The sequence below is a fragment of the Streptomyces sp. CY-1 genome, from assembly GCF_047218265.1.
Classification (GTDB): domain Bacteria; phylum Actinomycetota; class Actinomycetes; order Streptomycetales; family Streptomycetaceae; genus Streptomyces; species Streptomyces niphimycinicus.
In genome coordinates this window covers 5,922,900-5,941,885 of the sequence record NZ_CP178393.1, presented here as the reverse complement: position 1 = coordinate 5,941,885, position 18,986 = coordinate 5,922,900, and the positions used below count along the sequence as shown (strand labels likewise).

The following is an 18,986-nucleotide window of genomic DNA, read 5'->3' as shown; positions in this document are numbered from 1 at the left end:
GCACCGATTGACGGCAATAAGGGTGAATTGCCCTTTTTCTCAGATTTGCATAGACCCCCGACTTCGGCACCTCGCCATCGTGAACGCGCCCCAGGAAAGCGCTCCGTAATCGATTCGACACGGAAAGTCGCCCACCGTATGTGCCTTGTCGTTGCGCGCCCGGCCGACGGAAGCGGAGATTCGCCTTCCGGGATTTCCCGGTGTAGATGTATGTGTATGGCCCGGTTTATGGGTCGATCGTGGGCTGCCCGCATGATCCCCGGTCGGCGCCCACGGAGTCGGCGCCGGGAGCGCCCGGAGGTGGCGGGCCGGCGCTTTCGATCGTGGCTGAACGTTCGCAGCGTCGCCGGGCAGGTTTTCATCCTGCAACTCGTGATCGTGCTGTTGCTCGGCGCGGCGGCCACCGTCGCTCTGGTGCTCCAGGTGCGGCACGACGCCACCGACGAGGCCCGCGGCCGGTCCGTCGCGGTCGCCGAGGCGTTCGCCAACTCCCCCGGCATCGTGCAGGCCCTGCACAGCCCCAACCCCACCAAGGTGCTCCAGCCGAAGGCCGAGGCCGTCCGGAAGAAGTCCGGGCTCGACTTCGTCGTGGTCACGAACGACAAGGGCATCCGGTACACCCACCCCAAGCTCAACCGGATCGGCAAGCACTACGTCGGCAACATCGAGCCGGCGCTGCACGGGCACACCACCGTCGAGACCGGCCCCGGCACACTGGGCGAGGCGATGGACGCCGTGGCACCCGTCTTCGACAGCCATCACAAGGTCGTCGGCCTGGTGGGCGCGGGGATCACGATCCAGAAGGTGAGCGGGCTCGCCAACCGTCAGCTTCCGCTGCTCGTCGGCGCCGTCTCCGCCTCCCTCGTCCTCGCCACCGGCGGCACCGCCCTGGTGAGCAGGCGGCTGCGGCGGCAGACCCGCGGCCTGGACCCGGTCGAGATGACGCGGATGTACGAGCACCATGACGCGGTGCTGCACTCGGTGCGCGAGGGCGTGCTGATCGTCGGCGGCGACGGGCGGCTGGTGCTGGCCAACGACGAGGCGTCCCGGCTGCTCGATCTGCCGCCGCGGCCGGAGGGGCGGCTGGTCGACGATCTGGGCCTGGAGCCCCATGTCGCCGACGTCCTGGCCGCCCGGCGCGATGTCACCGACGAGGTGCTGGTGGCCGGCGACCGGCTGCTGGCCATCAACAACCGGCTGACCGACCGCGACGGCGGCCCGCCCGGCAGCGTCGCCACCCTGCGCGACTCCACCGAACTGCGCGCCCTCTCCGGCCGTGCCGATGTGGCGCAGCGGCGGCTCAAGCTGCTCTACGACGCGAGCGTGGAGATCGGCACCACCCTCGATGTGGCCCGGACCGCCGAGGAACTGGCGCAGGTGGCGGTGGACCGCTTCGCCGACTTCGTCACGGTCGACCTGGCGGAGCCCGTGGCGCGCGGGGATGAGCCGCTGGCGGTCGGCGGTGTCGAGATGCGCCGGGCGGCGGTCCACGGGATCCGGCCCGGCCAGGGCCACCCCTTCTATCCGGTCGGCCGGGTGTTCTCGTTCGTCCCGACCTCGCCCCAGGCGTTCGGGATCAGCGGCGGTGAGCCGGTCGTCGAGGACGATCTCACCGAGGCCACCGGCTGGCAGGCGCAGGACCCCGAGCAGACCGCCAAGGTCATCGAATTCGGCGTCCGGTCCCTGGTCACCGTGCCGCTGCGGGCCCGGGGGGTGCTGCTGGGCGTGGTCAACTTCTGGCGGATGAAGCAGCGCGAGCCCTTCGAAGAGGAAGAGGTGTCCCTCGCCGAGGAGCTGGCCGCACATGCCGCCGTCTGCATCGACAACGCCCGCCGCTACACCCGCGAGCACACCATGGCGGTCACCCTTCAGCACAGCCTGCTGCCCCGCGCCCTGCCGGAGCAGAACGCGCTGGATGTGGCCTTCCGCTATCTGCCGGCCGAGTCGGGGGTCGGGGGCGACTGGTTCGACGTCATTCCGTTGCCGGGGGCGCGGGTGGCGCTGGTGGTGGGCGATGTCGTCGGGCACGGTCTGCACGCCGCGGCGACGATGGGGCGGCTGCGGACGGCGGTGCACAACTTCTCCACCCTCGATCTGCCGCCCGACGAGATCCTGTCCCACCTCGACGATCTGATCGCCAGGATCGACCAGGACGAGGGCCCCGGCGGGCCGGATGGCGACGGCGGTGGCGGCGAGGGGATCACGGGGGCGACGTGTCTGTACGCGATCTACGATCCGGTGACGCGGCGGTGCACGATGGCGCGGGCCGGTCATCCGCCGCCCGCGCTGGTGCGTCCGGATGGCTCGGTGGAGTTCCTCGACCTGCCCGCCGGGCCGCCGCTGGGCCTGGGCGGGCTGCCGTTCGAGACCGCCGAGGTGCAACTGGCCGAGGGCAGCCATCTCGTCCTCTATACCGACGGGCTCATCGAGGACCGCCGCCGGGAGATCGACACCGGTCTGGAGATGCTGCGCAATGCCCTGTCCCACCCGGGCCGGACGCCCGAGGAGATCTGCACCGAGGTGCTGGACGCGCTGCTGCCCAGCAACCCGAGCGATGACATCGCCCTGATCGCCGCCCGTACCCGGGTCGTCGGCGGCGACCGGGTGGCCTCCTGGGATGTGCCGTCCGACCCCGCCGCCGTGGCCGGGGTGCGTGCCGAGGTGATGCGGAAGCTGGCGGAGTGGGGGCTGGACGAGGCGTCGTTCACCGCCGAGCTGGTGCTCAGCGAACTGATCACCAACGCCATCCGCCACGCCACCGGCCCGATCCGGGTGCAGTTGCTCCGCGACAAGGCCGTGATCTGCGAGGTCTCCGACACCAGCAGCACCTCCCCGCATCTGCGGTACGCGGCGACGACGGACGAGGGTGGCCGGGGGCTCTTCCTGGTCGCCCAGTTCGCCGAGCGCTGGGGCACCCGCTACACCTCGGACGGCAAGGTCATCTGGGCCGAGCTGGCGATTCCGTGAAGCTTCGGGGGCGAAACGCTTCCCGGCCCGTGACATTTCCGGGGCCGTAACGCCTGCGAGCAATGGCAGCGGCATATGCGTCCGGAAGGTGACGCTTCTTGACGCTCCGATTTGACGGACCGTCATGATCCATGTGATGAGCGGGACCGGTCAAAGTGACGTGACTCTACTAACATGTGGCGCCCACGGCTTGATGTCCGCGTGGTCCAGCCAAAAACCCTCAACGCGCCCATGAGGACCTGATAGATGTCAGCACACATATCCAGCCATCCGCACAAAGGGCCCTCGGTGACACGTGGGGCCCTGACCGTGCCCCTGCTGGCAGCCGTCGTCGCCGGTGGCGCGGGAGCGTGGGTGACCACCGCCGTGCCGTCCGCCCAGCGCGCCTCCGTCGCCGTCTTCTGCGGCGTGGCCGCCGTGCTGCTGGGGGTGGCGCTCGCCGTCGCCACCAACCGCTCGCGGACCATCGGCCGTCTCCAGGAGCGGGTCACGGAGCTGGAGACCGCGGCCGCCGCCAAGGAGATCGAGGCCACCCGGCTCGCCGAGGAAACGATTCCGTCCGCGGTCCGGAGACTGCGCGAGGGCGGCTCGGTGGATACCGTGATCACCCGCATGGAGCGCCCCACCAGCAGGGCCCATCAGTTGCTGCTGCGGGCGCTGCTGCGCGAGATCGGCGACGGTGAGCGGATGCGCGCCTCCGCGATGGCCGCGTGCGCCAACGCCGCGGGCCGCGTCCAGGCGCTGGCCACCAGCATGCTGGCCGATCTGCGGGAGATGGAGAACCGCCACGACGAGACCGTCCTCGGCGATCTGCTGAAGCTGGACCACACCACCGCCCAGGCGGGCCGGATCGCGGACAGCATCGCGGTGCTGACCGGTGCGCGCTCCGGGCGCCGCTGGACCAAACCGATCGTCATGGAGTCCGTGCTGCGCGGCGCGATCGGCCGGATCAGCGCCTTCCAGCGGGTACGGGTCCACTCGGCCAGCAACGCCGCGGTGGCCGGTTACGCGGCCGAGGGCGTCATGCACGCCCTCGCCGAACTGATGGACAACGCCGCCAGTTTCTCGCCTCCCACCGAGGAGGTGCACGTGTATGTCGAGGAGACGCACGCGGGCGTCGTGGTGACCATCGAGGACGGCGGGCTCGTGATGGGCCCGGCCGCCCTGGACCGCGCCCAGAAGTCCGTCTCCTCCGAGAGCCTGGATCTGATGAGCCTGTCCGGCACCCGGCTGGGCCTGGCGGTCGTCGGCTGTCTGGCCCGTAAGCACGGGCTGACCGTCTCCTTCCGGCCGTCCGCGCGGGGCGGCACCGGTGTGGTCGTCCTGATCCCGCAGCAGTTGATCACGCACGTCAACCAGGACGCGGTCGTCGTGGACGCACCGGGCACCGTGCGCACCGGGGTCCCCCGGCAGGCGTCCGCCCAGGCCGTCGCGGCCACGGCCACCACCACGGCGCCCGCGGCGGCGGCCCCCGTACCGGCCACCTCGCCGTCCCCCGCTGCGCCATCCCCTTCGCCGTCGTCCGCGCCCGACCCCGCCACGCCGGAGCCCGCCGCGCAGCCCCCACGGCCCGTCAACGGACTGCCCAAGCGGCGCCGTGGCGAGACGCTGGCCGCCGCCACCCGGGCGGCCAACCAGGCGGCCGAGACGGAACCCAAGGCCAAGAACAGCCGTCCACGACCCGAGGAAGCCGGAGCCCGCTTCGGCGCCTTCCGCCAGGCGGCCCGCGGTGGTTCCGCCACCGGTGCCCCGTGTGACACCGAGCCTTCGGTATCCGCAGAGCACAACGAGACCGCCGAGTCCGCCGAGTCCGCCGAGTCCGCCAAGCCTGCCGAGTCCGCCGAGCCTGCCGAGAACGACAAGCCGTGACAGAAGGAACGCCGATGAACACCACCGACCGCAGCTTGGACTGGCTGTTGGAGAACCTGCTGGAGAAGACCCCGGGGTCGCGCCACGCGCTGGTGCTCTCACGGGACGGGCTCAAACTGTGCCTCTCCTCCGGGTTGTCCGTGGACCAGGCCGATCAGCTCGCGGCCATCGCGTCCGGCATCCAGAGCCTCGCCCATGGCGCGTCCATCGAGTTCGGCGACGGCAGCGGCGGCGTACGGCAGTCGATGACGGAGTTCCACGGGGGAATTCTGTTCATCGTCGAGGCCGGCGAAGGCGCCCATCTCGCCGTGGTGGCCCATGACGACGCCGATGTCGGCATCATCGGCCACAACATGAACGAGCTGGTCGAGCAGATCGGCGACCATCTGCGCGCCGCCCCGAGGGTGGTCGCGGGCGACACCGGCGGAGGGGCGACGGCATGATCCGAGGGCCGCTGGACAAGGAGGGGCCGGACCGGCTGTACACCGTCACCGGCGGCCGCAGCCGGGCGGACGAGAGCCGGTTCGACATGGTCACGCTGATCGTCAGCGAAAGCGACCCCACCCCCGGGATGCAGTCCGAGCACGTCCGGATCCTGCGGATGTGCCGCCGCCCCCTGTCGGTCGTGGAGATCTCCTCGTATCTGGAACTGCCCGTCAGCGTGGTCAAGATCCTGCTGTGCGATCTGCTGGACACCGGCCGGATCACCGCGCGCCATCCACAGGCGGCCCGCCCCGGCGGCCGGCTGCCCGGGCCCGAAACCCTGAAGAAGGTGCTCGTTGCACTCCAGAATCTCTGACGACACCGTCAGCATGGCGCTCCCCGGCAGCACCGGACACGCACCGCTGCGGGAGAGCGCGAGCAACGGTCTCAAGATCGTGATCGTGGGCGGGTTCGGCGTCGGCAAGACGACGATGGTGCGGTCGGTCAGCGAGATCCGCCCGCTGAGCACCGAGGAGACGATGACGCAGGCGGGCGTCGGCATCGACGACGCCTCGTTCGTGCGGCACAAGACCACCACCACGGTGGCCTTCGACTTCGGCCGGATCAGCCTGGACGAGCAGATGGTGCTCTACCTGTTCGGCGCCCCGGGCCAGGAGCGGTTCTGGTTCCTGTGGGACCGGCTCTTCTCCGGGACCCTGGGCGCGGTCGTCCTGGTGGACACCAATCGGCTGTCCGACTCCTGGTACGCGCTGGACCGGCTGGAGCACCACGGCACGCCGTTCATCGTGGCCCGCAACAACTTCACCGAGCCGCAGCACTCGCTGGAGGAGGTGCGGGAGGCCCTCGACCTCCCGGCCGATGTGCCGATGATCGACTGCGACGCCCGTAAGCGCGACTCCAGCAAGGCCGTACTGGTCGCGCTCGCCCGCTACCTCTACTCCCTTTCCACCAACGGCGCCGCCGGGGAGAGCACCGCGTGACCACGCCTGACCCCACACCCTCGTCCGGGGGCCTGTCGGAGGACCCGCCCGGGCCCGTCTTCCGGTCCGCCCCCGCGCCGTCCGACGGGGTGGTGCCCGCCGGGTCGGTGCCACTGGACTACCAGCGGTTCCGGGACGAGCCGCTCGACCTCTACCGGGAGCTGCGCCGGGACCACGGCCCGGTCGTGCCCGTCCTGCTGGACGGCACGATCCCGGTCTGGGCGGTGCTCGGCTACCGCGAGGTGGTCCGGGTCACCACCGATCCCCGGCTGTTCGCCCGCGACTCCCGCCGCTGGCACTCCTGGCATCTGGTGCCGCCCGACTGGGAGTTGATGACCTTCGTCGGCTACCGCCCGACCATGCTCTTCAGCGAGGGCGCCGAGCACCAGCGGCGGGCCGAGGCGATCTGGGACGGCCTGGGCTCGGTGGACCAGTTCGAACTGCGCACGCAGTGCGAGCGCGTCGCCGACCGGCTGATCGACACCTTCGCGGGCAGCGGCCGGGCCGATCTGGTGGCCGAGTACGCCAGCCAGATCCCGCTGCGGGTGGTGACCCGGCTGTACGGCCTGGACGACACCGAATCCGCCGCCATCCAGGAGGATTCGCTCCACCTCACCGGGCCCGACGGCGCTCTCGCGCTGCGGAATATGCAGACCAGGACGGAGGCGCTGGTCAAGCGCGTCCGGGAGAACCCCGACCAGGTCAATGTCGCCGCCCGTCTGGTGACCCACCCGGCCGGGCTCACCGACGACGAGATCGTCAACGACCTGCTCGGCAGCGTCTACGCCGTCCAGCAGCCCACCAGCGATCTGATCGCCAACGCCCTCCGGCTGATGCTGACGGACGAACGGTTCGCCATCACCCTCTCCGGCGGCCGGCGCAGCGTCGGCCAGGCGCTCAACGAGGTGCTGTGGGAGGACACCCCGGTCCCGTTCTGGATCGGCCGCTGGGCCGCCGAGGACACCATGCTCGGGGGACGCCGCATCAGGAAGGGCGACTGCCTGATGCTGGGCCTCGCCGCGGCCAACGCCGACCCCGACGTACGCCCGGACTTCCACTCCGGCGCGGGCGGCAACCAGGCCCATATGGCCTTCAGCCACGGCAAGCACGGCTGCCCCCCGGCCGCCCGTGAGATCGCCGAGATCATCGCCGCCGCCGCGGTCGAGGTCCTGCTCGACCGCCTCCCGGACGTCACCCTGTCCGTCGCCCCGGACGACCTCGAATGGCGGGTCACCCTGATGATGCGCGGCGTGGCCGCCCTCCCGGTCCGATTCACCCCGGCCCACCCGCACTGACCGGTCGACGCACTCCGGTGGTGCGTTGCCACCGCCGGGGGATGAAAGGGGTACCGGTTTTCCCATAGGGCGCGTGCCCGGGCGTAGCGTGGAAGCCACAACCACCCGATACCTGACGGTGAATGGGGGGCCGGAGCCATGGGCTGTGAGGACGGGCAGGGGCTCGGGGACCGGATCGCTCGGTTCCGAGTTCGGCGCAAGCTTACGCAGGAGCGGCTCGCCGAACGGGCGGAGCTGTCCGTGGACGTGGTGCGCAAGCTGGAACAGGGCCGGCGGCAGACGGCGCGGCTCTCGACGATCAACGCCCTCGCCCGCGCTCTCGATGTGGAACCCTCCGTACTGATCGGGCAGCCGACCACCTTCGAGGCCCGTCAGGAGGGCGACTCACCGTCCGTGCTCGCGCTACGGCAGGCCGTCTCCCCGCTGACCGGACTCCTCGGTGAGGACGCCGACCCCGAGGCCCCGCCCACCATCGGTGCGCTGCGCGCCGCGTTACGGTCCACCGAACGCGTACGGCGCGAGGGGCGGATGGCCGACATCGGCGTCCTGCTGCCCCAGCTCATCCGGGACGCCAGGACGGCGGCTCACGCTCACAGCGGCGCCGACGCCGCCGCGGCCCATGCGGTGCTCGCCGAGGCGTACCAGGTGGCGGCCACCACGCTGGCCGCGCTCGGCAAGGAAGACGCCGGTTTCACGGCGCTGGAGCGCTCGATGGAGGCCGCCCGGCGGTCGGACGATCCGCACCTCGAGACCATGGGCATCTCCACGTTGTCGTGGATCCTCACCAAGCAGGGGCGGCTGGAGGACGCCGAGCGCGTCGCCCTGACCGCCGCCGAGCGGATCGAGCCCGGATTCCGGTCCCGGCCCATCGAGCTGTCCCTGTGGGGGATTCTGCTGCTGCGCGCGGCGACCGCGACCGTGCGGCGCGGCAGACACGACACCGTGGAGGAACTGCTCAACATGGCGACGGCCGCCGCCTCCCGCATCGGAGAGGACCGCCTCGACTACGCCACACCGTTCGGCCCGACCAACGTCGCAGTCGCCAAAGTCAACTTCCTGGTGGAGATGGAACGCGGCGCGAAGGCGCTGACCGCGGCCCGAACCGTCCCCGAACTCCATCGGCTTCCGCCGACATGGCGCGCCCGGTTCCATGTCGACCGCGCCCTCGCCTGCGTCGACCTCGGCAAGGACGACAGCGCTCTCCGCGCCCTCCTGGCCGCGGAGACCGACGCGCCGGAGTGGATGCGCTACCACGGAACGGCCCGGCGGGTGGTGGCCGAACTGCGCGGCCGCGAGCGCCGACGCACCTCCCCCGTGACGGAACTGGCCGACCGGATCAACCTGGACGGGTAGGACGCGACGTCCCACCCACGTACCACAGTGGTACGTAGGGTCACTGTCCGGTCGCTCTCGGCGGTCATAACGTGCGCTCACGTTCACGAACCGCGAGGTCCGCCATGATTGTGACCACCACCGCCCGCCCCTCCGGGCACCCCGGCTACACGGAGACCCTGCCGTGCACGGCCCAAAGCGCCGCCACGGCTCGTCGTCTCGTCCGTACGGCGCTGGCGGTCTGGGGCATAGAGCACGGCGCCGACGCCGCCACCCTCATCGTCTCGGAGCTGGTGGCCAACGCGGTGGACCACACCGACTGCCGCGTCATCCGCATCACCGTCACCCGCCCGGCTTGGTCCGCGTCGCGGTCGTGGACAAGTGCCGCACCCTTCCCGTTCTGCGCACCGCCGGGGCCGATGACGAGCGGGGCCGGGGGCTGGCCGTGGTGGAGGAGGTCGCCTGGCGGTGGGGGGTCGATCGGCTGCGTTGGGGGAAGCGGGTGTGGGGCGAGCTGAGATGCGACACCAAGGGAGAGGGAGCGGCGATGAGCACCATGATGGAGAGCCCGGCAGTTTCCCCGACGACTGTGCCGAGGGTCGTCGAGCTGGAGATCACTGGAGCCTGTCAGCTCCAATGCGCGCACTGCTTTGCCGAGTCGGGGCCGACCGGCACGCGCGGCGTGATGACGGCCGACGACTGGCGGCGGGTGATCAGCGATGCGGCGGCGCTGGGCGCGCGCGAGGTGCAGCTCATCGGCGGTGAGCCGACCACGCATCCGGCATGGGCCGAACTGGTCGGCCACGCGCTGAGCCTCGGCCTTCACATCGAGGTCTACAGCAACTTGTTCCACATCAAGCCCGGTTGGTGGCGCCTTCTCGCCCGCGCGGGCGTGAAACTGGCCACCAGCTACTACAGCGACCGCGCCGAGGAACACGACGCCATCACGACCCGACCGGGCAGCTACGAACGCACCCGGGCGAACATCGCCGAGGCCGTACGGCGAGGTATCCCGTTACGTGTCGGCATCGTGTCCGTCCTGTCGGGGCAGCGCGTGAGCGAGGCATGTCGGGAGCTGGAAGCGCTCGGCGTGACGGCGATCCGCACGGACCGCGTGCGGCGCCTCGGCCGTGCCTCGCTGCCCGAGGCGGGGGCGGACACGGCGGAGTTGTGCGGGCGGTGCGGGCACGGACAGGCGGCCGTCCTGCCCTCGGGCGAGGTGACCCCGTGTGTGATGGTGCGATGGCTGACCACCGGCAATGTCCGGGAACGAGGCTTGGCCGCAATCCTGGGCGGCGAGGCATGGGCCGAGGCGCTGAGCACGATTCCGGCCCGCGCCGAGGGAGGTCCGTGTGACCCTGACTGCAAGCCCGCGTCGGACGGTGGCGACTGCTCGCCCGCCGAGCAGGAGGCATGCGACCCGAAGTACGACGAATGAGGTGGCTGATGGACTGGAAGCCGCACGCCGAACGTCTCGCGGCCGAGGTGACCCCGCCCGTCTCGCGCTGGCGGGGCGCGGTGGCCTCGACCCCCCGCCACGCTTTCGTGCCGCGGTGGTGGGAACCGGCGGGTGGCGGCACATGGGTGTTGCGCGACGGGCCGGCCGACGAGTCGGCGTGGTTGCGCGCGGCCTACTCCGACACGTCCCTGGTGACCCGCGTCGGCCCGCTGCACGCCGACCGGGCAAGCCCCGACGACCGGCCGCGCGGGGTGCCCACATCGTCGAGCACCATGCCCGGCCTGGTGGTGCGCATGCTGCGCCACGGGCTGTTGTATGACGGCGCCGACCTCGGCCTGATCGGCACGGGTACTGGAGCCAGTACCGCCCTCGCCGCGCGGCGCCTCGGGGACAAGCGCGTCACGGCCATGGACGTGGACCCGTATCTGACCGCGACGGCGACCGATCGGCTTGCCTCTCTGGGCATGTTCCCTCAGGTGGTCACCTGTGATGCCACGGGGCCGCTCCCGGGGGACTTCGACCGCATCGTGTCCATGGTGGCGCTGCACAACCTCGCCGGCGTGACAGCCGCGCTGCGCCCCGGCGGGCGCCTGGTGACCACGCTCGCTCGCATGAGCGTGATCGTCACGGCCGACAAGGACACGGACGGCGGCGCGCGCGGGGTCGTCGAGTGGGACCGGGCAGGGTTCATGAGCGTCCGCACCGGGGCCGACTACCCGCCGGGGACGGAAGAGCTGTTCGCGGCCGTACGGGACCTCGAGGGCGAGCAGATGATGCGGGGCCGCTATCCGGTGCTCAACGTCGCGGAGGCGTGGGACGTGCGCGCCATGCTCGAACTCGCCGCGCCCGGCGTCGAGACCCACTACGAGGAGCGCGGCGAGCAGCGCACGGCATGGCTCGTGCACGCCGACGGCTCATGGGCGCGCGCTTCGGCGACGTGGATCGACCCGCCCACGGTCCATCAGGGCGGCCCGCGGCACCTGTGGACGGTGCTCGAACGCATCCGGCACCGACTGAACGCCGAGGGTGGCCTACCGATCTACGGGAGCCGCGTGCACATCACGCCTGACGGTGTGTGCCACTTCACGCGCGGCAAGTGGTCGGCCTCCTACGGCTGACCCCACCCGACCGTCCGACCGTCGGTTCCCTGGGAAGGGTCGGTTCCCTGAGAAAGAAGGGGGGCTTGCTGGACCTTCCTTCCCCTCGTGAGGAAGGTCCGGCAACTCTGCGCCCTGTTGGCCTAATGCGCTGTCGCGCGCATTAGGTAACGGGTGTCACAATAGCGAGGGGCGTGTACGCCGTGCAATGGGTTACCGGGCGTAGAGCGCCCGGATGTCGTGAAGATCTGGTGCTCACGAGGGTGGAGGGGCCGTAGAGTCGGCGCGTCATGACAGAGCGACCACCGCATGGGTCGGCTCGCCCCGGGGGGCGTACGGCCCGGACTCGTGCCGCCGTGTTGGCGGCCGCGTACGAGGAGCTCGATCGCGACTCGTTCGCCGCGCTCACCCTTGACCGGCTCGCCCGGCGTTCGGGGGTGCATGTGTCGACCATCCGGCGGCGCTGGCGGACGGTGGAGGGGGTCGTCGTCGATCTGCTGGCCGAGCACAGCTCGACGCTGCCGACCCCGGACACCGGTGACTTCCGGCGGGATCTGACGCAACTCACCCAGGCCATCGCGGACTTCAACAACGCGCTGCGCAACCGCAACGTCATCCAGGGGCTGCTGGTGGCCGCCGCGCATGATTCCCGGGTCGAGGAGATCGTGCGCGCCGCGTTCGTGCGGCGTACCGAGGAGGTGACCCTGATCGCGCGGCAGGCGGTCGAGCGGGGGGAGATCCCCGAGGGCACCGAGGCGCGGGAGGTCATCGCCGCACTGGCGGCGCCCCTCTACTACCGGGTGCTCATTCTGCGCGGGTTCATCGACGAGCGGCTGGTGCGCACCAGCGTCGAGGCGACGTATCAGGCCGCCGTCGCCGGGGTGTTCGTGCCCGAGGGTGAGCGCGAGGGTGAGCGCGAGGGTGAGCGCGAGGGCGAGGGCGAGGGGTGATGGCGCCCCCGGGGCGGGGGCGCCATCGGCTGGGCGTCAGGAGGACGCGCCGCGTGCCTTGAGCATTCCGGCCATCAGCTCGATCTCCGACTGCTGGCCCTGGACCATGGTCGTGGCCAGATGCTTCTCGGTCGGGTCCTTGACCAGCTTCACCGCGCCCTTCGCCATCTCGACGCCGCCCTTGTGATGGGCGGTCATCAGCTTCAGGTAGAGCACCTCGGCCGCCTTGCCCTTGGCCTTGCGCAACTCGTCGAGCTGGGTGTTGGTGGCCATGCCCGGCATGAGCGAGCCGTCGTGCGGCTTGTACGTGCCGCCGCCGTCCATGCCCTTCATCGAGCCGTGGTCCATGCCCTCCATGCCGTCCATGTCGTTCTTCATCCACGTCATGGGCGGGTCCTCGGACGTCTTGTCCAGCCCCCACATGTCCAGCCAGCCCTGAAGCATTCCGCTCTGGGTGGCCTGCGTGCTGGCGATGTCGAACGCCAGCCGCCGCACCTCGTCGTCGCTGGTGCGGTCGCGCACGATGAACGACATCTCCACCGCCTGCTGGTGGTGGACGGACATGTCGCGGGCGAAACCGGCCTCGGCGGAGGTGTCCTTCGGCGTACCCGTGTCGGTCGTGCCCTCCGAGCGGTCGCTCGTCAGCCACAGCACGGCCACCGCCACCAGGGTCAGCAGCGCGAGGGCGGCGGCGATCCCCGCCACCAGCGGCTGGCGCGAGGCGCGGCCGACGGCGGTCCCGTCGCTCACGAGGTCTTTCCGTTGGTGCAGTAGGCGCCGGGCTCGGGGGTCTGCTTGCCCTGGACGAACTTCTTGAAGAATTCGGCCACCCGCGGGTCCGAAGCCTTCTGGATGTCCAACTGGTTGCCCCAGGCGTTGAGGACGATGGGCGCGTCCTGCTCCTGGTAGGGGCTCATCATCGAGTACGGGGTCTTCTTCACCCGCTCCGAGAGGGCGGCGATGTCCTCCTTCGGCGCCTTGTCGGTGTACGTCACCCACACCGCGCCGTGCTCCAGCGCGTGCACCGCGTTCTCCTTCGTCAGCGGCTTGGTGTAGACGTCGCCGTTGCAGTTCTGCCAGACCTGGTTGTGGTTTCCGCCGACCGGCGGCGACATCGCGTACTTCACCGTGCCCTGGACATGCGTCCGGCCCAGGTTCTTCCAGGTCTTCATGCCCTTGAACTCGCCGCTCTGCACGACCGCGGAGGTGACCTTGGCCTCCTTCTCGTCCTTCTTGTTGCTCGCGTCGACGAGGAAGTAGCCCCCGACGGCCAGTCCGGCGACGATCACCGTGACGGAGGTGATCGTGATGGCCCGGAACCTGCGCTCGCGCGCCTTCTCCGCGCGGCGCAGTTCCTCTATCTTCGCGCGGCGGTCGGCCGCGGTGCCCTTCGTCTTCGATCCCTTGGAGCCCATGGCTGTCCTTGTCCTCGGAGTACTCAAAGTTCGCGCAGTTCGCGCAGTTCGCACGCTGGATGGGTGGTGCGGTGCATCGCGGTTACCGGCGCCGGCCTAGGTCCGAAGCACTTGGAGCTGATGGAGGCCGAGGGCGCGGGCGGGGCGGTCGGGCGGCGCCCGGACGGAGTCCGGATTCCGGTGGCCGTCGGGCGGCGGAACCTCGGTGAGGAAGAGCGGGGGTACGGGCGTGGGCACCAGGGCCTGGACCACGTCCCGGGGGCCCGCGACACAGTCGTCGCTTCCGGAGCCGGTGCCGGTGCCGGCTCCGGAGGCGGAGCCGGAGCCGGAGGCGTCGGACGGGCCATGCGCCGGAGCCGGATGGGTGATCGGCTTCTCATGCGGCTCGGCCGTCGCGACGGGTTCCGACGCGACGGGTTCCGTCGCGACGGTGTCCGACGTGACGGGTTCCGACGCGACGGTGTCCGTCAGGCGGCGCGGGCACCCCGTGGACAGGCCATTGTGGTCGGCGGCGGGATGGACGCAGGAGGGCGCCACCCATATCGCCGCGGCGAGCAGCAGGACGGCACGGCAGAGGACGGACGGCACGGTGCCGCGCACCGCGTCCCTCCGTATGTGGCCCTCTCCGCCCTGCCCTTTGCCCATCGCGCCAGATCGTAACCACTGCGGCTGTCGCGACTGAATGGGTCCATGGCGGAACGTGGGCAAACGCCTGGTGAGGGCGTGGTGTCAGGCACGCCGTCCGGCCCCCTGAGGTGGCCCGGCGTCAGCCCCGCCGCCCCGCCGCCCGCCGTACGCCGTCCCTCAGTAGACGCCCTCGATCACGACCTCGTCGTCGAACATCGCGACCGGCCCCACATCCGCCACCGAGTCCCCGGCCGCGCCCTCGGGCGGCGGGACACGGATCGCCAGATCGCGCTCCAGGTTGTTGGGCAGCAGCGCGGACTTGCTGACGTGGTTCATCACCACCTGGCCGCGCTCGCCGTACGGCACCGGCTCCCCGCTCGCCGGGTCCACCACCGAGAAGGTGACAAACGGGGTGCGCGGATCGAAGACACACGGCTCGTCCGGGCCGAGCCCCAGCCGCTCCGTGGCGCCGCCGAGGATCATGGTGTTGCCGTAGGTGCCGTAGAGCGCACAGCCGGGGAAGACCTCGGTGCGCAGCAGATCGCGGGTGTCGGCGTCCATATGGGCGCCGCCCCACATGATCCCCTTGACCTTCTCCCCGATCAGCTCGATCAGGTCGTCATGCCGGGCCAGCCGCTCCAGCAGCGGCGGGGTGGTCATGAGTACCCCGATGTCCTGGGTGCGCAGGACGTGCGCCGCCTGCTCCACCAGATGGCTCACATAGGCGTCGGTCTCCTCGGCCTTCCCGGCGGAGATCAGCTTCTTCACCCACCGCGGATCCATGTCGACGCGGAACATCAGCCCACCGTGCCGCGCGGCCGTGCCCGCGACCATCTCGCCGACCATATGGGGGCCGCTGGGCGCGATGGCGAGCCAGTCCACTCCGCGCGGGATGCCGAGCCCGTCGAGGTCGGCGCTCAGTCCGTGGGTGAGCCGGTCCAGCCAGTCGCGCAGACAGACGATCCGCTTGGGCGCGCCGGTGGTGCCGCCGCTTTCGAAGACGCCGACGATCCGGGCGTCGGCGCCGTAGCCCTGGGGGATCAGATCGCGCACCGGCACCTCGCGCAACTCCCCGGTGGCATTGGGGAAGAGCGCGAGATCGGCGACGCCCTTGACGTCCCGGCGCGGATCGAAGTCCAGCGTCCGCGCCTTGCGCAGCCAGAACGGGGAGCCGGTGTCCGGGCCGAAGTGCCACTCCATGGCGGCGCGGATGTACTCATCGGGGTCGGGGCGCTCGTCGAAGGGGACGTCGAGCACGGAAAGGGAAGCTGTCGGCACGGGTTGCTCCTCATGCTCCTCGTGGGGGACAGACGACGCCGGATCGGCGTCAGGGAAAGGCGGCGTCGTCATCGGCGCCGTCACGGTCAGGCGGCGCCGGGTCGGCGCCGTCAGCCGCGGATGACGGCCTTCGTACGCATCAGGAACTCGCCGAGATACGCGTCGTGCGGGATGCCCGGGGCGATCCAGTGCGTGGGGTGGTCCCCGATGTAGAGGTTCTTGACGGACGGCTCGGCGAGCAGCGCGTCCAGCAGCGCCTCGTCCCCGGTGATCGCCGTGACGACCAGGCTGTCCCGGAGCGCGGCGACCCCCGCTTCACGCGTCCAGGGGGCCACCCAGACGCAGGGGAACGACAGCTCCATGCCCAGCCGCGGGTCCCGCGGATCGTCGAGCTGGAGGACGGCGGGACGCAGGGCCGCGCTGCCGTCGCCGAGGTCGTCCACCACTCCGTCGCCGCCCAGCCATGCCCGGGCGCCCGCGGCCTTGCCGAGCAGCAGGCGCTCGAAGCCGCGCGCGACCTCGAGCGGATGGACCGGCAGTATCGCCTTCTCGTCCTGCGGCGGCAGGCTGGGGAGCGCGGCGAGCCGCTCCGCCAGCGCCTCGGCGACCGGCGCCGGATCGCCCTCCACGAGCACGGCGGTGGCGTTGACGCACGCGGTGCCGCCATGGCGGGCGATCGAGTCGACGACGACATCGAGATGGTCGCGCCAGTCCCGGTCGGCGGTGATCAGGATCTTGGAGCGGCCGGGTCCGTTGGGCAGCACGGCCGGATCGGTGGCGTAGCGGTCGATGACCTCCTGGCCGCCGTAGACCATGGACAGATCCGCACCGTGCAGGATCTCCCCGGCCGCGTCGTGGTCGGTGGGCAGCAGCACCACCTGATCCGTTCCGAAACCGGCCTCGCGCAGGGCGCTGACCAGCCGGTACGGGGTGAGCGGCTCACGGCGGGAGGGGCGTACGGCCACCCGGTAGCCCAGTGCCAGCGCCTCCAGCCACAGGGCGTGCACGGCGGGGTGGTTTCCGGCGGCGTGCACGGCGAAGACATCGCCGCGCCGGATCCACACGGCGGTGCCGCCGCGGGCGTACGGATCGCGCCAGTCGCCGACCGCCCCCACCGGGCGGGCCGCCTGGACGCTGCGGTACGCCTCGGTGGCGCTGAGCTGTATCGCCTCCACGGCGATCCGCACATTTGCCAGCGGGGTGCCCGACATCCGGCACACCGCGCTCTCGTACGCCGCCGCCGTCACCCCGGCGACGGTGCCGGTGGCGAACAGCTCCCCCGCCCGCTTCAGCGCGGCCAGCCGCTCCTCCAGCGGCGGGGTGGCGGCGGCGTGCAGCGCGGCCAGCGCCCGGGTGACGAACAGCCGGGGCACCAGGGAGAGTTCGGCCATGGGGGTGCCGGTGACATCGCTGATGGTGAGGCGGTTACGGGAGCGGTAGGGCCCCTTGGGGCCGAGGGCGTCCAGGGCCTGGAGGGGGTGTGACGGGTCCGGAGTACGCGGGGCGTCCAGGGCGTCCGGGGTGGTGGCGGGCTGGGACACGCTGGCTCCTTCGCGGGCGGAGGACACACCGGCCCCTTGGCGGGCGCGGCGGGAAAGGGGTGAACCACGCTTATCCCACGGTGCGGGCGGGGCGGAGTCAATTGGCCCAAAGGCCATACCGGGCCCCTGGGCCGGGCCGGGCGCACCGCGGGCCACGTACCATGCGCGGCCGGAGGTGGTAGGGACATGGGAGAGACAGGAGGCGGTCGCGTCCTGGTGACCGACGACGACGCGGCCATACGACGGTCCCTGGAGCGCGGGCTGCGGCTCAACGGCTTCTCCGTGACCCTCGCGGACGGCGGCCACGCCGCGCTCGCCGCGGTGCGCGACGGCGCGCCCGATGTGGTGGTCCTGGACATCTCCATGCCCGACCTCAGCGGTATCGAGGTGTGCCGCGCCCTGCGCGGGGACGGCAATGACGTCCCCGTCCTGATGCTCTCGGCGCTCGACGAGGTGTCCGACCGGGTGGCCGGGCTACAGGCCGGGGGCGACGACTATCTGGTCAAGCCGTTCGCGCTCCAGGAGTTGGTGCTGCGGCTGCACGCCCTGCTGCGCCGCCGTCCGCCCGCCGCCACCGACCGGGTGCGGGCGGGCGCGCTGGAGATGGCGCCGGAGGCCCGGGAGGCGTGGCTGGACGGGACGCCGCTGCGGCTCACCCGGCGCGAGTTCGAGCTGCTGGACATGTTCGCCCGCAACGCCGGGATCGTGCTCACCCGCGATCAGCTCCTGGATCGCGTCTGGGGCTATGACTTCGAGGTGCGGACGGACGCCGTGGACACCTTCGTCAGCTATCTGCGCCGCAAGCTGGAGGCGGGCGGCCGGCCCCGGATGCTGCACACGGTGCGCGGCGTGGGCTTCGTCCTGCGCCCGTCCAATGCGCCGGAGGGCCGTCCAACAGGCCCGTGAGCGGGGGCTGTTCCGGCCCACAGAATTTCCACAAGGAAGGCTCCTAGTTTCTTCCCCAGTCCGGGATGGTCCGGCCCGTCCCGGGCCGTCCGGCTCCGAGGGAAGGAACAGCACCATGCACCGTGGAAAGAGCGTCATCGTGGCCTGTGCGGCCACCGCTGCCCTGCTCGGTCCGGTGGGCGTCGCGGCGGCGGACGGCAGCGCCCCGGCCTCGACACCGGCCGCCGCCCCGAGCGCGAAGCCGCACAAGGGGGCGGGGGACGGCTCCCAGGGGCTGTGCAAGCGCTCCACGAAGATCGACAAGCGGCTGGACCGGGCGCTGAAGCGGCTGAAGGGCCAGGCCAACGTCAAGGGGTCCGTGGCCCGGCTGGCGAAGCGGGTCGAGCGGGCGAAGAAGGCGGACCACACCGAGGTCGAGACCTTCCTCAACCACAAGCTCACCTTCCGCAGGTCCCTCGTGACCACGCTCGAGCAGCGCCAGAAGGACCTGTCGAAGGTCCGGACGTGGTGCGCCTCGCGCGGTGCGGGTTCCGGCACATGAGGCGCGGCCGGCCCGTGCGGCGCGGCCCCTGGGCCGTGGCGGCCACGGCGGTGCTCTGCGCCGCGCTGGCCACCGGCTGTGGTGGCGGCAAGGGCGGTTCGGATGACGCGGACGGCTCGGACGGCTCATCGGGGTCGTCGTCCGCCCCGTCGGCCACCGCACCGGCTCCGTCCGGCTCCGAGCTGGACGAGCTGAACAAGCTGGTGGACGACGCCGAGTCGGCGGCCGACAAGGCGGACTCCGACGCCGCGAGCGACAACTGACCCCGAACGACACCTGACCACA

At 71.3% G+C, this 18,986-nt stretch carries 18 protein-coding genes; 13 read left to right on the top strand and 5 right to left on the bottom strand.

All coding sequences use genetic code 11. The features are described from left to right. Positions 1-216: 216 nt before the first annotated feature. The 10 genes from ACK1X7_RS25620 (at position 217) to ACK1X7_RS25575 (ending at position 12,393) form a co-directional block, all read left to right on the top strand. Complete coding sequence (locus ACK1X7_RS25620) at positions 217-2,967, top strand: SpoIIE family protein phosphatase (protein ID WP_385149858.1); 2,751 nt, start codon at positions 217-219, stop codon at positions 2,965-2,967. Between the two features lie 246 nt (positions 2,968-3,213). Then, positions 3,214-4,836, top strand: coding sequence for a sensor histidine kinase (locus ACK1X7_RS25615; protein ID WP_413115694.1), 1,623 nt, complete (start codon positions 3,214-3,216; stop codon positions 4,834-4,836). 14 nt (positions 4,837-4,850) lie between these two features. Continuing rightward, on the top strand, positions 4,851-5,279 hold the full coding sequence (locus ACK1X7_RS25610) for a roadblock/LC7 domain-containing protein (protein ID WP_216346120.1): 429 nt from the start codon (positions 4,851-4,853) through the stop codon (positions 5,277-5,279). Then, the gene (locus ACK1X7_RS25605; protein WP_078642513.1) at positions 5,276-5,635 is read left to right on the top strand and encodes a DUF742 domain-containing protein; all 360 of its coding nucleotides are present in this window, start codon (positions 5,276-5,278) and stop codon (positions 5,633-5,635) included. Before ACK1X7_RS25610 ends, ACK1X7_RS25605 begins: the two co-directional genes overlap by 4 nt. Next, on the top strand, positions 5,616-6,260 hold the full coding sequence (locus tag ACK1X7_RS25600) for a GTP-binding protein (RefSeq protein ID WP_385149852.1): 645 nt from the start codon (positions 5,616-5,618) through the stop codon (positions 6,258-6,260). The genes ACK1X7_RS25605 and ACK1X7_RS25600 overlap by 20 nt, the downstream gene beginning before the upstream one ends. Continuing rightward, positions 6,257-7,555: a cytochrome P450 gene (locus ACK1X7_RS25595; RefSeq protein WP_413115693.1), complete on the top strand. Its 1,299-nt coding sequence runs from the start codon at positions 6,257-6,259 to the stop codon at positions 7,553-7,555. Before ACK1X7_RS25600 ends, ACK1X7_RS25595 begins: the two co-directional genes overlap by 4 nt. Positions 7,556-7,693: 138 nt before the next feature. After that, a complete protein-coding gene (locus tag ACK1X7_RS25590) occupies positions 7,694-8,908 on the top strand; it encodes a helix-turn-helix domain-containing protein (RefSeq protein ID WP_398158459.1) in 1,215 nt (404 codons plus the stop codon). A gap of 334 nt (positions 8,909-9,242) precedes the next feature. Continuing rightward, entirely contained in the window at positions 9,243-10,325 is a 1,083-nt protein-coding gene (locus tag ACK1X7_RS25585) for a radical SAM protein (protein WP_413115692.1), read from the top strand. 8 nt (positions 10,326-10,333) lie between these two features. Beyond that, positions 10,334-11,464: a methyltransferase domain-containing protein gene (locus ACK1X7_RS25580; RefSeq protein ID WP_385149840.1), complete on the top strand. Its 1,131-nt coding sequence runs from the start codon at positions 10,334-10,336 to the stop codon at positions 11,462-11,464. Between the two features lie 269 nt (positions 11,465-11,733). Continuing rightward, positions 11,734-12,393 (top strand): TetR-like C-terminal domain-containing protein, encoded by a 660-nt coding sequence (locus ACK1X7_RS25575; protein ID WP_413115691.1) that lies wholly within the window; start codon positions 11,734-11,736, stop codon positions 12,391-12,393. A gap of 36 nt (positions 12,394-12,429) precedes the next feature. On the opposite strand, the gene ACK1X7_RS25570 is transcribed toward ACK1X7_RS25575, so the two are convergent. The 5 genes from ACK1X7_RS25570 to ACK1X7_RS25550 all read right to left on the bottom strand — a co-directional run bounded on the left by ACK1X7_RS25570 (position 12,430) and on the right by ACK1X7_RS25550 (position 17,224). After that, on the bottom strand, positions 12,430-13,143 hold the full coding sequence (locus ACK1X7_RS25570; RefSeq protein WP_382955039.1) for a DUF305 domain-containing protein: 714 nt from the start codon (positions 13,141-13,143) through the stop codon (positions 12,430-12,432). Next, positions 13,140-13,808, bottom strand: coding sequence for a DUF3105 domain-containing protein (locus ACK1X7_RS25565; RefSeq protein ID WP_413115690.1), 669 nt, complete (start codon positions 13,806-13,808; stop codon positions 13,140-13,142). The genes ACK1X7_RS25570 and ACK1X7_RS25565 overlap by 4 nt, the downstream gene beginning before the upstream one ends. Before the next feature lie 96 nt (positions 13,809-13,904). Then, positions 13,905-14,453 carry a hypothetical protein gene (locus ACK1X7_RS25560; protein WP_390793723.1) on the bottom strand — a complete coding sequence of 183 codons (549 nt, stop codon included), beginning with the start codon at positions 14,451-14,453 and terminating at the stop codon, positions 13,905-13,907. A 159-nt stretch (positions 14,454-14,612) separates the two neighbouring features. Continuing rightward, positions 14,613-15,713, bottom strand: a complete 1,101-nt coding sequence (locus ACK1X7_RS25555; RefSeq protein ID WP_385149829.1) for an AMP-binding protein — start codon at positions 15,711-15,713, stop codon at positions 14,613-14,615. Positions 15,714-15,823: 110 nt separating this feature from the next. Next, entirely contained in the window at positions 15,824-17,224 is a 1,401-nt protein-coding gene (locus ACK1X7_RS25550) for an aldehyde dehydrogenase family protein (RefSeq protein WP_413116908.1), read from the bottom strand. A gap of 216 nt (positions 17,225-17,440) precedes the next feature. Here ACK1X7_RS25550 and ACK1X7_RS25545 point away from each other — a divergent pair, with 216 nt between their 5' ends. From ACK1X7_RS25545 to ACK1X7_RS25535, 3 genes are all read left to right on the top strand, one after another. After that, complete coding sequence (locus ACK1X7_RS25545) at positions 17,441-18,160, top strand: response regulator transcription factor (RefSeq protein ID WP_385149827.1); 720 nt, start codon at positions 17,441-17,443, stop codon at positions 18,158-18,160. 115 nt (positions 18,161-18,275) lie between these two features. Continuing rightward, positions 18,276-18,701: a hypothetical protein gene (locus tag ACK1X7_RS25540; protein WP_385149824.1), complete on the top strand. Its 426-nt coding sequence runs from the start codon at positions 18,276-18,278 to the stop codon at positions 18,699-18,701. Next, entirely contained in the window at positions 18,698-18,964 is a 267-nt protein-coding gene (locus tag ACK1X7_RS25535) for a hypothetical protein (protein ID WP_385149822.1), read from the top strand. Before ACK1X7_RS25540 ends, ACK1X7_RS25535 begins: the two co-directional genes overlap by 4 nt. The last annotated feature ends 22 nt before the right edge of the window (positions 18,965-18,986 follow it).

What these genes read in the sequence shown, in the direction of transcription:
- ACK1X7_RS25620 (WP_385149858.1), top strand. Translation starts at nt 217, where the DNA reads ATGGCCCGGTTTATGGGTCGATCGTGGGCTGCCCGCATGATCCCCGGT.
- ACK1X7_RS25615 (WP_413115694.1), top strand. Translation starts at nt 3,214, where the DNA reads ATGTCAGCACACATATCCAGCCATCCGCACAAAGGGCCCTCGGTGACA.
- ACK1X7_RS25610 (WP_216346120.1), top strand. Translation starts at nt 4,851, where the DNA reads ATGAACACCACCGACCGCAGCTTGGACTGGCTGTTGGAGAACCTGCTG.
- ACK1X7_RS25605 (WP_078642513.1), top strand. Translation starts at nt 5,276, where the DNA reads ATGATCCGAGGGCCGCTGGACAAGGAGGGGCCGGACCGGCTGTACACC.
- ACK1X7_RS25590 (WP_398158459.1), top strand. Translation starts at nt 7,694, where the DNA reads ATGGGCTGTGAGGACGGGCAGGGGCTCGGGGACCGGATCGCTCGGTTC.
- ACK1X7_RS25580 (WP_385149840.1), top strand. Translation starts at nt 10,334, where the DNA reads ATGGACTGGAAGCCGCACGCCGAACGTCTCGCGGCCGAGGTGACCCCG.
- ACK1X7_RS25575 (WP_413115691.1), top strand. Translation starts at nt 11,734, where the DNA reads ATGACAGAGCGACCACCGCATGGGTCGGCTCGCCCCGGGGGGCGTACG.
- ACK1X7_RS25565 (WP_413115690.1), bottom strand. Translation starts at nt 13,808, where the DNA reads ATGGGCTCCAAGGGATCGAAGACGAAGGGCACCGCGGCCGACCGCCGC.
- ACK1X7_RS25560 (WP_390793723.1), bottom strand. Translation starts at nt 14,453, where the DNA reads ATGGGCAAAGGGCAGGGCGGAGAGGGCCACATACGGAGGGACGCGGTG.
- ACK1X7_RS25545 (WP_385149827.1), top strand. Translation starts at nt 17,441, where the DNA reads ATGGGAGAGACAGGAGGCGGTCGCGTCCTGGTGACCGACGACGACGCG.
- ACK1X7_RS25540 (WP_385149824.1), top strand. Translation starts at nt 18,276, where the DNA reads ATGCACCGTGGAAAGAGCGTCATCGTGGCCTGTGCGGCCACCGCTGCC.
- ACK1X7_RS25535 (WP_385149822.1), top strand. Translation starts at nt 18,698, where the DNA reads ATGAGGCGCGGCCGGCCCGTGCGGCGCGGCCCCTGGGCCGTGGCGGCC.